This window comes from Elizabethkingia miricola, assembly GCF_001675285.1.
Lineage (GTDB): Bacteria > Bacteroidota > Bacteroidia > Flavobacteriales > Weeksellaceae > Elizabethkingia > Elizabethkingia miricola.
Map to the genome: position 1 here is coordinate 86,968 of NZ_LSGQ01000030.1, position 12,168 is coordinate 99,135.

At 37.0% G+C, this 12,168-nt stretch carries 17 protein-coding genes; 1 reads left to right on the forward strand and 16 read right to left on the reverse strand.

Annotation, left to right across the window (positions count from 1 at the left end; translation table 11 throughout):
* Nucleotides 1-92: 92 nt before the first annotated feature.
* The 3 genes from ATE49_RS14945 to ATE49_RS14955 form a co-directional block, all read right to left on the reverse strand.
* Complete coding sequence (locus ATE49_RS14945; RefSeq protein WP_034871574.1) at nucleotides 93-1,379, reverse strand: citrate synthase; 1,287 nt, start codon at nucleotides 1,377-1,379, stop codon at nucleotides 93-95.
* 70 nt (nucleotides 1,380-1,449) lie between these two features.
* A complete protein-coding gene (gene eno / locus ATE49_RS14950) occupies nucleotides 1,450-2,745 on the reverse strand; it encodes a phosphopyruvate hydratase (RefSeq protein WP_059155895.1) in 1,296 nt (431 codons plus the stop codon).
* Between the two features lie 91 nt (nucleotides 2,746-2,836).
* Nucleotides 2,837-4,723, reverse strand: a complete 1,887-nt coding sequence (locus ATE49_RS14955) for a glycoside hydrolase family 35 protein (protein WP_065082820.1) — start codon at nucleotides 4,721-4,723, stop codon at nucleotides 2,837-2,839.
* Between the two features lie 218 nt (nucleotides 4,724-4,941).
* On the opposite strand from ATE49_RS14955, the gene ATE49_RS20260 reads away from it, so the two are divergent.
* Nucleotides 4,942-5,112 (forward strand): hypothetical protein, encoded by a 171-nt coding sequence (locus ATE49_RS20260; RefSeq protein ID WP_155759311.1) that lies wholly within the window; start codon nucleotides 4,942-4,944, stop codon nucleotides 5,110-5,112.
* 68 nt (nucleotides 5,113-5,180) lie between these two features.
* Here the strand turns inward: ATE49_RS20260 and rplQ are convergent, their stop codons facing one another.
* The 13 genes from rplQ to rplF all read right to left on the reverse strand — a co-directional run bounded on the left by rplQ (nucleotide 5,181) and on the right by rplF (nucleotide 12,161).
* Nucleotides 5,181-5,696, reverse strand: a complete 516-nt coding sequence (gene rplQ, locus ATE49_RS14965; protein WP_059155897.1) for a 50S ribosomal protein L17 — start codon at nucleotides 5,694-5,696, stop codon at nucleotides 5,181-5,183.
* Nucleotides 5,697-5,705: 9 nt separating this feature from the next.
* A complete protein-coding gene (locus ATE49_RS14970; protein ID WP_034871578.1) occupies nucleotides 5,706-6,701 on the reverse strand; it encodes a DNA-directed RNA polymerase subunit alpha in 996 nt (331 codons plus the stop codon).
* A 30-nt stretch (nucleotides 6,702-6,731) separates the two neighbouring features.
* Nucleotides 6,732-7,337 (reverse strand): 30S ribosomal protein S4, encoded by a 606-nt coding sequence (gene rpsD, locus ATE49_RS14975; RefSeq protein WP_034871579.1) that lies wholly within the window; start codon nucleotides 7,335-7,337, stop codon nucleotides 6,732-6,734.
* Between the two features lie 24 nt (nucleotides 7,338-7,361).
* The gene (gene rpsK, locus ATE49_RS14980; RefSeq protein ID WP_009087288.1) at nucleotides 7,362-7,751 is read right to left on the reverse strand and encodes a 30S ribosomal protein S11; all 390 of its coding nucleotides are present in this window, start codon (nucleotides 7,749-7,751) and stop codon (nucleotides 7,362-7,364) included.
* A gap of 11 nt (nucleotides 7,752-7,762) precedes the next feature.
* On the reverse strand, nucleotides 7,763-8,140 hold the full coding sequence (gene rpsM / locus ATE49_RS14985) for a 30S ribosomal protein S13 (protein WP_009087290.1): 378 nt from the start codon (nucleotides 8,138-8,140) through the stop codon (nucleotides 7,763-7,765).
* A gap of 13 nt (nucleotides 8,141-8,153) precedes the next feature.
* Nucleotides 8,154-8,270 carry a type B 50S ribosomal protein L36 gene (gene ykgO / locus ATE49_RS20065; protein WP_004917354.1) on the reverse strand — a complete coding sequence of 39 codons (117 nt, stop codon included), beginning with the start codon at nucleotides 8,268-8,270 and terminating at the stop codon, nucleotides 8,154-8,156.
* A 27-nt stretch (nucleotides 8,271-8,297) separates the two neighbouring features.
* A complete protein-coding gene (infA, locus tag ATE49_RS14990) occupies nucleotides 8,298-8,513 on the reverse strand; it encodes a translation initiation factor IF-1 (protein ID WP_009087306.1) in 216 nt (71 codons plus the stop codon).
* 16 nt (nucleotides 8,514-8,529) lie between these two features.
* The gene (secY, locus tag ATE49_RS14995; protein WP_009094461.1) at nucleotides 8,530-9,909 is read right to left on the reverse strand and encodes a preprotein translocase subunit SecY; all 1,380 of its coding nucleotides are present in this window, start codon (nucleotides 9,907-9,909) and stop codon (nucleotides 8,530-8,532) included.
* A gap of 8 nt (nucleotides 9,910-9,917) precedes the next feature.
* Nucleotides 9,918-10,367 (reverse strand): 50S ribosomal protein L15, encoded by a 450-nt coding sequence (gene rplO / locus ATE49_RS15000; protein WP_034871580.1) that lies wholly within the window; start codon nucleotides 10,365-10,367, stop codon nucleotides 9,918-9,920.
* 149 nt (nucleotides 10,368-10,516) lie between these two features.
* Nucleotides 10,517-10,696, reverse strand: a complete 180-nt coding sequence (gene rpmD / locus ATE49_RS15005) for a 50S ribosomal protein L30 (RefSeq protein WP_034871581.1) — start codon at nucleotides 10,694-10,696, stop codon at nucleotides 10,517-10,519.
* An 11-nt stretch (nucleotides 10,697-10,707) separates the two neighbouring features.
* Nucleotides 10,708-11,229, reverse strand: coding sequence for a 30S ribosomal protein S5 (gene rpsE, locus ATE49_RS15010; RefSeq protein WP_034871582.1), 522 nt, complete (start codon nucleotides 11,227-11,229; stop codon nucleotides 10,708-10,710).
* 18 nt (nucleotides 11,230-11,247) lie between these two features.
* Nucleotides 11,248-11,604 (reverse strand): 50S ribosomal protein L18, encoded by a 357-nt coding sequence (rplR, locus tag ATE49_RS15015; protein ID WP_034871584.1) that lies wholly within the window; start codon nucleotides 11,602-11,604, stop codon nucleotides 11,248-11,250.
* A gap of 11 nt (nucleotides 11,605-11,615) precedes the next feature.
* Entirely contained in the window at nucleotides 11,616-12,161 is a 546-nt protein-coding gene (gene rplF, locus ATE49_RS15020) for a 50S ribosomal protein L6 (RefSeq protein WP_065082822.1), read from the reverse strand.
* Nucleotides 12,162-12,168: the final 7 nt, after the last annotated feature.

Consider the following 12,168-nt stretch of genomic DNA (forward strand, 5'->3'; position numbering starts at 1 on the left):
TTTAATATTCTGTTTTTTATGTTCAGGGTATAAATAAAAAGAATCCCAAAATAAATTTTGGGATTCTGATTTATGATATTCTTTGAGGAATATTATCTGTTTTCCATAGGAACATAGTTTCTTTCCTTTGCTCCTTGATAAACTTGTCTTGGTCTTCCGATTGGATCTCCTTTCAGTCTCATTTCTTTCCACTGAGCAATCCATCCTGGTAGTCTTCCTAATGCAAACATTACTGTAAACATTTCTGTAGGAATTCCTAAAGCTCTGTAAATGATACCTGAGTAGAAATCTACGTTTGGATATAGTTTTCTTTCTACGAAGTAATCGTCTTCCAAAGCTACTTTTTCTAATTGCATTGCAATATCTAAAGCTTTGTCCTGGATTCCTAATTTACCCAGGATATCATCAGCTGCTTTTTTAATGATCTTAGCTCTTGGGTCAAAGTTTTTGTAAACTCTGTGTCCGAAGCCCATTAAACGGAAGTTATCATTTTTATCTTTAGCTTTTGCTACATACTTGGATACATCACCACCATCTTTGTCAATCATTTCAAGCATTTCGATTACTGCCTGGTTAGCCCCTCCGTGAAGAGGTCCCCAAAGTGCAGAAACACCAGCAGAAATAGAAGCAAAAAGACCAGTATGAGCAGAACCTACCATTCTTACTGTAGAAGTAGAACAGTTTTGTTCGTGATCAGCATGAAGAATTAATAACTTATCTAATGCACCTACTACAACAGGATCTAATTCAAATTCCTCATTTGGTAATCTGAATGCCATTTTGTAGAAGTTTTCAACATAGTTAAGCTTGTTGTCCCCATGATTCAATGGTAATCCCTGAGTTTTTCTGTAAGTCCAAGCACAAAGGTGAGCAAACTTAGCAATCATTAGTTCAGCAGCATGGTCAAGATCTTCTTTAGAACTTACATCTACAGCCTTCGGGTTGAATGCTGTCAATGCAGAAGTTAAGGAAGATAATACGCCCATAGGGTGAGCTGAACGAGGGAAAACATCGATAATTTTCTTCATCTCGTCAGCAATGAAGTTATACTTCTTTATGTTGCTTTCAAAACCACTGAATTGTTCTTTGTTTGGTAATTCGCCATTTAATAGCAAATACATTACTTCAGTGAAATTAGATTTCTCAGCAATTTGATCAATCGGATAGCCTCTGTAGAACAATTCTCCCTGATCACCATCTAGGTAAGTAATTTCGCTAATTGTAGCTCCTGTATTTTTATAACCTAAATCTAAAGTGATAAGACCAGTCTGGTCTCTTAGCTTGGAGATGTCGATTCCTCTATCTCCCAGAGTGCTTTCTACGATCGGATACTCATAAGCCTGTCCATCATAGTTTAGAACAACTTTATTGTCTGACATATTATTTTGATTTATTTGTCTAAAAATACTCTATTTTGCAGAATACTGCAAGGAGAGATACTTTTAATTGTTATTTTCTATTGATCTTGAAGGCATCAAAACCTGGATAGATTGCAGTCTCTCCAAGAGCTTCTTCAATTCTAAGAAGTTGGTTGTACTTCGCCATTCTATCTGAACGTGAAGCAGATCCTGTTTTAATTTGTCCACAGTTTTGTGCTACAGCAAGGTCTGCAATAGTAGCATCTTCAGTTTCACCTGAACGGTGAGACATTACTGTTGTATAGCGGTTATTTTGTGCCATTTGTACAGCTGCCATTGTTTCAGAAAGAGAACCAATTTGGTTTACTTTTACCAGGATAGAGTTTGCAATACCTTCGTCGATTCCTTTTTTCAAACGTTTTACATTGGTTACAAAAAGGTCATCTCCTACCAATTGTACTCTGTCTCCGATTTTGTCAGTAAGCAATTTCCAACCTTCCCAGTCATCTTCCTGCATACCATCTTCGATAGAGATAATCGGATATTTGTTACATAATTCTGCTAAGTAAGACACCTGCTCTTCACGTGTTCTGTGCGCTCCTTTATCTCCTTCGAATTTTCTGTAATCATAGATACCATCTTTGTAGAATTCTGAAGAAGCACAGTCTAGCGCCAACATAATATCTACACCTGGCTTATATCCAGCTTTTTCAATTGCCTGAAGTAATGTATCCAAACCATCTTCTGTACCGTTGAAAGTCGGTGCAAAACCACCTTCATCTCCTACAGCTGTAGAAAGATTTCTTCCTTTAAGGATAGATTTAAGGCTGTGGAAAATCTCAGTCCCTTTTCTCAATGCATGAGAGAAAGAGTCAGCTTCAACCGGCATAACCATAAATTCCTGGAATGCGATTGGCGCATCAGAGTGCGAACCTCCGTTGATAACGTTCATCATCGGAACAGGAAGCGTATTAGCATTAACACCTCCTACATATTTATAAAGTGGCATTCTTAGTTCTGCCGCTGCAGCTTTAGCAGCAGCAAGAGATACTCCAAGAATAGCATTTGCACCAAGTTTTGCTTTATTAGAAGTACCGTCGATATCTATCATCACGGCATCTAGTAAGTTTTGTTCAAACACCGATAATCCTACTAATTCAGGTGCAAGAATTTCTCTAACATTTTCAACTGCTTTTAATACTCCTTTTCCAAGGAATTCTGCGCCGCCATCACGTAATTCAACAGCCTCATGTTCTCCTGTAGAAGCACCGGAAGGAACTGCTGCTCTTCCCATTGCTCCGCTTTCGGTAAACACATCCACTTCAATTGTCGGGTTGCCGCGAGAATCCAAAATCTGTCTGGCATCGATGTAAGAAATATAACTCATTTTTAGTTTTTTTTAAGTCTAACAAATTTATTAAAAACAAAATGGATAAGGAAAAATCTTATCCATTATTTTATGTGTAAAACAATAATATTTATGGTTTTACTAACTGATCCAGTATAGGTGTTTTAACAGTTGAAACAGTACTTTGTACCTTTTGATTTAACTGATCAAAAATGATAATTTCATTCTTTCCCTTCTTCAGCCATACTCCCGGAATGTAAAGTGTTTGTTGTGGTCCAACTTTCCAGAAACGTCCAATATTTCTTCCGTTTACGAAAATGACTCCTTTACCCCAGTTTTGCATATCGATAAAAGTATCCCCAGCTTCAGTCAGTTCAAATTCACCTTGATACAATACAGGAATATCTTTCAGCTGTGCCTGCTTACTGCCTTCAACTGGTTTTGCCTTGATTGTCGACGCGAACTGATCAGGGAAAGGTAATTTCGTCATTTCCCAATTGCCTGTAATTTCTGTATCTCCAATCTTAACTGCAGAGATAATTCCTTTTGTATTTTCGTTAATACGGGAACCATAGTTAATTCTTCCCCAGTTTTCCACTAAGATCTCTAATGTAGAGTTAAATGGGATATCAATTGGCATTGTATACTGGTTATAATATCTGTTCAGTTCACCTACTTTTTCTCCGTTAATATAAATTGTTGCATAATCACGAAGCCCTTTTAAGTCAAGAGTACCACTAATAGGTTGGTTAAAATGGCGGCGGTAAAGCACATATCCATGTCCCTGATTAAGTTCTTCAAAGGAAAGAGGCTTGTCACCTTTTATTACTTGCTGTCCTTCTGCATAGTTGAAGAAGTTATATAGCTTGCTTAGTTTGATATTTTTAATATCGATTACTTTTATTGGAGCCGGTACTTCCGGAAGCTTAGCTTTTGTATGCTTGGAAATAACTGCACGCAATGAATCATATTTAGGAGTTCTCCAACCCGCTTCCGTAATAGGAGCATCATAATCATAAGATGTTAAGTCCGGTTGGATATCATGATTCTTGTCGTAGTTGGCACCATTAGTAAATCCAAAGTTAGTTCCACCGTGTACCATATAGTAGTTGAAGGAAACATCATTTTTAAGATATTTATCCGTCTGACGAGCTACAGTACTCGCATCTACTCTTGGGAATTTTTCTGCCCAATGCCCCAACCATCCAGGATAAAATTCAGCAACCATATAAGGTCCCTGATTATTATTATACTGGTTCACAACTTTTTTAAGGTTTTCAATATTATCCTCACCATTAGCAGTTGGTAAAGCTCCTACAACACTACCACCTTCAAATAGCCACGATCCGTCGGAAGTAAACATAGGCACACTAAATCCTACATCTTTAAGCTGTTTTACAATCTTTGCATTGTAGGTACGGTGACTGGCTAAAGGAATATCTTTACGCTGTGACACAAATGAGCCAAACTCGTTCTCTGCCTGTACCATAATCACAGGTCCCCCATTAGTGATTTGAAGGTCCTTTACCTGATTGTATAATTGTGTAATATATTTCTGGGTTTCTGCAAGAAACTGATCGTTGTCTTCACGAATCTTTAATCCTTTAATATTTTGCAGCCACCATGGGTAACCTCCAAATTCCCATTCAGCACATACATATGGACCAGGTCTTATAATTACATATAATCCAACTTCCTGTGCAGTTTTTATAAATTTCTTCAGGTCTTTTTCTCCAGACCAGTTCCATTTCCCTGGGCTTTCTTCATGGTAATTCCAGAAAACATAAGTTGTAACAGCATTTAGTCCCATTGCTTTCATCATTTGAAGGCGATGCTTCCAATATTCTTGTGGGATTCGGGGATAATGCATTTCTCCGGAGTGAATGGAGAAGGGTTTCCCATTTAATAAAAAATGTCCGTTTTTAATCTCAAATGTACTTTTTTTGGATTGAGAAAATATAAGCACATTACATGCAAATAAAACAAACAGGACTAAAAGTCTTTGCAGGTTCTTCATAGGTTAAAAAGTTTTGGCTAAGTTATGGAAATGAAAGGACATAAAAAACACCACCCGGAGATAGTATTTTTATAATTATGGATTTGTACCCCTATTCTAATATTCACTTTTCACATACGAATATTTGTTAAAATAGTATAAAGATTAAATTACAGCACCAACATCTAAATATTTTATTTAAATTCAGCAAACCAACCAATTAATTCAAAAGTATTATTATGAAAAAATTATCAAAAACAGACCTGAAACAAATTCAGGGAGCAGCGGCTCCACCAATGGGAGGAAAATGTCCTGAAGGTTATTGTCAGTATTACAGCCAATATGGAGCATGCCTTCCGATTGATCCGGATAAATGTAATCACTTCCCGGTTCCGCCACCTCAATTTTAGAGGTTTTTGTAAAAACAAAAAAACCGTTCAGAAATCTGAACGGTTTTATTTTTATATCTGAAAGAATATTATTCTTCAGTTTTTTCTTCAGTTGCATCAGCAACCGGAGCTTCAGTTTCTTCAACTTTAGCTTCAGCAACCGGAGCAGCTTCAGCTTTTTTAGTAGTTGTAGCTCTTCTGCTTCTTCTTGTAGTTTTCTTCTCAGCTTCGTTTGGATTGTAAAGCTCGTTGAAGTCAACTAGTTCGATAAGTGCAGTATCTGCAGCATCACCAGGTCTGAAACCAGTTTTGATGATTCTTGTATAACCACCGTTTCTGTTAGCGATTTTAGGTGCTACTGTTCTGAATAGTTCGCTTACTACTTCTTTGTTTTGTAGGTAAGAGAAAACTACTCTTCTATTGTGAGTAGAATCTTCCTTAGATTTTGTAAGGATAGGCTCTACGAATACTCTCAGTGCTTTAGCTTTAGCAACTGTAGTATGGATTCTTTTATGTTCAATTAGGGAACATGCCATGTTTGAAAGCATAGCACTTCTGTGAGAAGCTGTTCTACCTAAGTGGTTGAATTTTTTACCGTGTCTCATTGTTTAGGATTATTTATCAGCGTCCAACTTATATTTACTTACGTCAAAACCAAAGTTAAGTCCTTTGGCATGAACTAGCTCTTCCAGTTCAGTAAGGGATTTCTTACCGAAGTTTCTAAATTTCATTAGATCCGACTTGCTGAAAGAAACTAACTCACCTAATGTTTCAACTTCAGCTGCTTTAAGGCAGTTAAGTGCTCTTACAGATAAATCCATATCTGCAAGTTTAGACTTAAGAAGTTGTCTTGTGTGAAGCGTTTCCTCATCGTACTGAGCGGAAGCTTTAACGGCTTCAGTCTCAAGAGTGATACGCTCATCAGAGAACAACATGAAGTGGTAAATTAATATTTTAGATGCTTCAGTTAAAGCGTTCTGAGGAGTGATAGACCCATCAGTTTCGATATCAAGAATAAGTTTCTCGTAGTCAGTTTTCTGCTCAACACGATAGTTTTCGATGCTATATTGTACCTTTTTGATTGGGGTAAAAATAGAGTCGATCGCTATAGTGCCTATCGGTGCATTGTTAGATTTATTTTGATCTGACGGAACATAACCTCTACCTTTCTCAATATTGAAAGTTATCTCAAAGTTAACATCCTTATTAAGAGTACAGATCACTAAATCCGGGTTTAATACTTCAAAGCCACTAATAGCTGAAGCAAAGTCACCAGCAGTAATTTCCTCTTTACCCGTCACTTTTACAGAAACCTGCTCTGCCGTAGCACCTTCGGTTTTTGCTTTTAGACGAAGTTGTTTAAGGTTAAGGATGATTTCTGTTACATCTTCAATAACACCAGGGATAGTAGAAAATTCATGCTCTACACCTTCAATTTTGATAGATGAAATAGCAAACCCTTCTAGAGAAGAAAGTAAAACTCTTCTCAATGCATTCCCGATTGTTAAACCGAAACCTGGCTCCAACGGTCTGAATTCGAATTGACCTCTGAAGTCTGTTGAGTTAAGAAGGATTACTTTATCGGGTTTAATAAAAGATAATATTGCCATAATGATTGGTTGAGCAAATTTTCAAAAAGATTATTTAGAATATAATTCGACGATTAACTGTTCTTTGATTTCTTCTGGGATCTGAATTCTCTCAGGAGCACTTACAAAAGTACCAGTTTTGGTTTCGTCATTGTATTGTAACCAGTCGTAGCTAGCCTTAGAAGCTAAAGCGTCAGTGATTACTTCAAGAGATTTAGATTTCTCTCTTACAGCAATTACATCACCAGCTTTAAGCTGATAAGAAGGAATGTTAACTAATTCTCCGTTCACAGTGATGTGTCTGTGAGAAACTAATTGTCTTGCTCCTGCTCTGGTTTTAGCAAATCCTAATCTGTAAACTACGTTATCTAATCTGGATTCACAAAGTTGAAGAAGTACTTCACCAGTTACCCCTTTAGATCTTTGCGCTTTGTCATATAGATTAGCGAATTGTCTTTCAAGGATACCGTAAGTATATTTTGCTTTTTGTTTTTCAGCTAACTGAACTGCATATTCAGATTTCTTAGCACCTCTTCTTTTGTTTGGTCCGTGTTGTCCTGGTGGGAATTTTCTTTTTTCAAAGTTTTTATCGTCACCATAGATTGCCTGACCGAATTTTCTTGCAATTTTGGTTTTTGGTCCTATATATCTTGCCATTGTCTTAGATTTGTGAGATTAAAATTATACTCTTCTTCTTTTTGGAGGTCTACAACCGTTGTGCGGCATTGGAGTGATATCAACGATTTCACTTACTTCAATTCCTGAGTTGTGGATAGTTCTGATAGCAGATTCTCTACCAGCACCAGGACCTTTTACAAAAACTTTAACTCTTCTAAGACCTGCTTCATAAGCTACCTGAGAACAATTTTCAGCTGCCATTTGTGCTGCAAATGGTGTATTCTTTTTAGAACCTCTGAAGCCCATTTTACCTGCAGATGCCCAAGAGATTACCTCTCCGTTTTTATTTGTCAAAGAAATAATAATATTGTTGAAAGAAGCTTGGATATGTGCCTCGCCTATTGCTTCAACTTTTACTTTTCTTTTTTTAACTACTTTAGTTTGTTTTGCCATGATTCTAACGATTATTTACTTGCCTTCTTCTTGTTAGCAACAGTTTTTCTCTTTCCTTTACGGGTTCTAGAATTATTTTTCGTTCTTTGGCCTCTTAAAGGTAATCCAAGTCTGTGACGTATTCCTCGTTGGCATCCAATGTCCATCAATCTTTTGATGTTCAATTGCTTTTCAGATCTTAATTCTCCTTCAACTTTAATGTTTTCAGAGATGAAGTTTCTGATCGCTGCCAATTCATCGTCATTCCATTCATTGACTTTCTTATCTTCGCTGATACCAGCGCTCTTAAGAATATCAGAAGCTGTGCTTCTTCCTACTCCGTAGATGTAAGTAAGTCCAATTACTCCTCTTTTGTTTTTAGGTAAATCTACCCCTGCAATTCTTGCCATAATTTAATTGCTATTAACCTTGTCTTTGTTTAAATTTTGGGTTCTTCTTGTTAATGATATAAAGACGTCCTTTACGTCTTACAATCTTACAGTCCGCACTCCTTTTCTTAATTGATGCTCTAACTTTCATATTTATTGCTTTGCGCTATAAGCTTTATTAATACCTGAATGTTATTCTCCCTTTTGATAAATCGTAAGGAGATAACTCTAATCTTACTTTGTCTCCTGGTAAAAGTTTGATATAATGCATTCTCATCTTACCGGAAATATGAGCGATAAGAATATGCCCATTTTCCAACTCCACACGAAACATGGCGTTAGATAGTGCTTCCACTATCACGCCATCCTGTTCTATATGCTTTTGTTTTGCCATAAAAAATTCAATACTTCTATAAGTTGGGGTTTCTTGATAATTTAGACTGCATTAATCCATCATAGTGATGATTCAACAAATATGTATTAATTTGCTGAACAGTATCCAAGACAACACCAACCAAAATCAACAATGATGTACCACCGAAGAATAGAGCAAACCTGTCAGTTTGCACAACAGTTCCATGTACTATTGCTGGAAGGACTGCAAAGATAGACAAAAAAATCGCACCCGGCAAGGTTATTTTGGATAAAATATCATCCAGATAATCTGCCGTCTCTTTTCCAGGTCTTACTTTAGGGATTAACCCCCCATTCCTTTTAAGGTCATCAGCCATCTGATTTACCGGAATGGTAATAGCAGTGTAGAAGAATGAAAAGATTATAATCAGTATCGCAAACAATACATTGTACTGCCAGCTGAAAACATTTTTAAAGCCTGCAAGGAATGTATTGGTCTCATCTACTTTTGTTAGTAACCCCGGAACAAACATTAATGCTTGAGCAAAAATGATTGGCATTACTCCGGCAGCGTTTACTTTTAAAGGTATCCACTGTCTGGCACCTTCCATTAAGTTTCTGGAAACTCCTCCTCTTGCCTGAGCTCGGCTTACATACTGAATTGGGATTTTTCTTACAGCAACTGATAATATAATTGCTAAAAGGATTACCAATAACCAGAACAGAACTTCTACTAAGATAATGATAGTACCTAAACCACCTTTACCAGTCTGAGTCTGAAACTCGTGAATGAAAGCCATAGGAAGGTCTGCAAGGATCCCCACCATAATAAGAATAGAGATACCATTACCGATTCCTTTATCAGTAATCTTCTCTCCAAGCCACATGGCGAAAACAGATCCTGTCACCAAAATAACAATACTTGGTAACCAGAACATAATAGAATTAGGATCTATATAATAAGCAGAACTGAACTGCGTATAAGGCAGGAACAATCCTGTAATAGAACCTAAATATGAAGGCGCTTGAACCAAACATACCGCGATGGTTAACCAACGCGTAATCTGGTTAAGGGTTTTTCTGCCACTTTCACCATCTTTCTGCAATTTCTGAAGATAAGGAATAGCCATCCCCATCAACTGAACGATAATAGATGCCGAAATGTAAGGCATAATCCCTAATGCCATAATAGATGCACGGCTAAATGCACCTCCGGTGAACGAAGAAAGTAAGCCTAAAAGCCCAGAAGCTTGTTTGCTTCCTCCTTGGTTCTGGTATACTTGCAAAAGATTCCCTACCTCTGCCATATTAATGGCCGGTAGGGAAATATAAGATGCGAATCTATACACCAAGATGAGCGTGAACGTAAAAACTAACTTGTTCCTAAGTTCTTCTAAACTCCAAATGTTTTTAAGTGTCTGTATAAATCCTTTCATTGTAATGATTAAAGAGTAATTGCTTTACCTCCTGCTTTGTTAATTGCTTCTTCAGCTGATTTAGTAAACTTGTCAGCAGAGATTGAAATGTTAGATTTCAATTCTCCTCTTCCTAAGATTTTTACTAAGTCGTTTTTAGAAACTAAGTTGTTCTCTACTAAAACATCTTTAGTGATATCACCAGTGATTCCTTTAGTATCGATAAGCAATTGGATAGTATCCAAGTTGATACCTTTGAACTCTTTTCTGTTAACGTTTTTGAAACCGAATTTAGGTAGTCTCCTTTGTAAAGGCATCTGACCCCCTTCGAAACCGATTTTCTGAGAGTAACCAGCTCTAGCCTTTTGACCTTTGTGACCTTTTGTAGCAGTACCTCCTTTACCGCTACCTTGCCCTCTACCAATTCTTTTGGAATTGTGAGTAGAACCTGAAGCCGGTTGTATGTTATTTAAATTCATAATTCTGATAGATTTTAGATTTACTCACGAATCTTTATTTCTAAAGCTGTTCGTGAAAAATACGTTTTTCAGATTTTATATAATCCGGAGAATTTTTGGAAAATTCGGGTGTGAAGATAACAAATATTCTCCGAATATTAAAATTCTTACTATTTTTCCTGAACTTCAACTAAGTGGCTTACGGTTGCTACCATTCCTAAGATAGATGGAGTAGCCTCATGTTCTACAACTTGTTGTAATTTCTTCAAGCCTAATGCTTCTAGTGTTAGCTTTTGGTTTTTTGTTCTACCAATAGCACTTCTTACTTGTTTGATTGCGATTTTTGCCATTGTTTTTAATATTAACCGTTAAACACTTTTGTTAATGAAACACCTCTCATTCTAGCAATTTCCTCAGGTCTTCTGATTTCTAATAAAGCTTTGAAAGTAGCTTTTACCACGTTGTGTGGGTTAGAAGATCCTTTAGATTTTGAAAGTACATCATGTACCCCAGCTGATTCTAGTACTGCACGTACCGCACCACCTGCGATAAGTCCTGTACCGTGAGATGCAGGTCTTAAGAAGATGTCTGCTCCACCGTATCTAGCTGTAGTTTGGTGAGGGATTGTATGGTTAACTACCGGTACTTTTACTAAGTTTTTCTTAGCATCCTCAACAGCTTTAGAAATTGCAGAAGCAACTTCTTTAGACTTACCAAGGCCATAACCGATAACGCCGTCTTCATTACCTACCACTACGATAGCTGAAAATCCAAACGCACGTCCACCTTTAGTTACTTTAGTTACTCTGTTAACAGCCACGAGGCGATCTGTCAATTCTAATCCTCCGGGTTTTACTCTTTCGATATTATCTAGTCCTAACATATTGTCCGATTTTTAAAATTAGAATTTAAGTCCACCTTCTCTAGCACCATCAGCAAGAGCTTTTACTCTACCATGATACACGAAACCATTTCTATCAAACACAACTGAACCAATACCTGCAGCGACAGCTTTTTCAGCGATCTTTTTACCAACAAGTGTGGAGATTTCAGTTTTAGTACCCTTTTCGTTAGCAAGATCTTTCTCACGAGAAGAAGCTGCTACTAAAGTTTTCCCACTTTTATCATCTACTAATTGAGCGTAGATTTCTTTATTACTTTTGAATACAGATAATCTTGGTAATTCAGCAGATCCGGAAATTTTGCCTCTTACTCTTCTTTTGATTCTGATTCTTTTTTCAACTTTTGTTAATGCCATTTTCTTAAATTTTAAGCAGATTTACCGGCTTTACGTCTAACATTTTCTCCTACGAATCTAACACCTTTACCTTTGTATGGTTCAGGCTTTCTGAATGAACGGATTTTAGCCGCTACCATCCCTAATAATTGCTTATCGTAAGAAGACAAAGTAATAATAGGGTTTTTACCTTTCTCAGTTAGCGTTTCTACTGCTACTTCACCTGGAAGATCTAACACGATACCGTGAGAGAAACCTAATGCTAACTCTAGTTTCTGACCTTGGTTAGAAGCTCTGTAACCTACCCCTACCAACTCTAGTTTTTTTGTAAAGCCTTCAGATGTACCTACAATCATGTTATTGATTAAGGCTCTGTAAAGACCGTGAAGGGCTTTGTGCTGCTTAGAATCTGATGGACGGTTAACGTTAAGTTTACCTTCATTTTGTTCTAAAGTGATCCCGCTTGTAAGCTCTTGAGTTAACTCGCCTTTAGGCCCTTTTACTGTAACGAAACCGTCTTTTTCAGTAATGGTTACCCCAGCAGGAATTTCTATAATTGCATGACCAATTCTTGACATTTTCCTT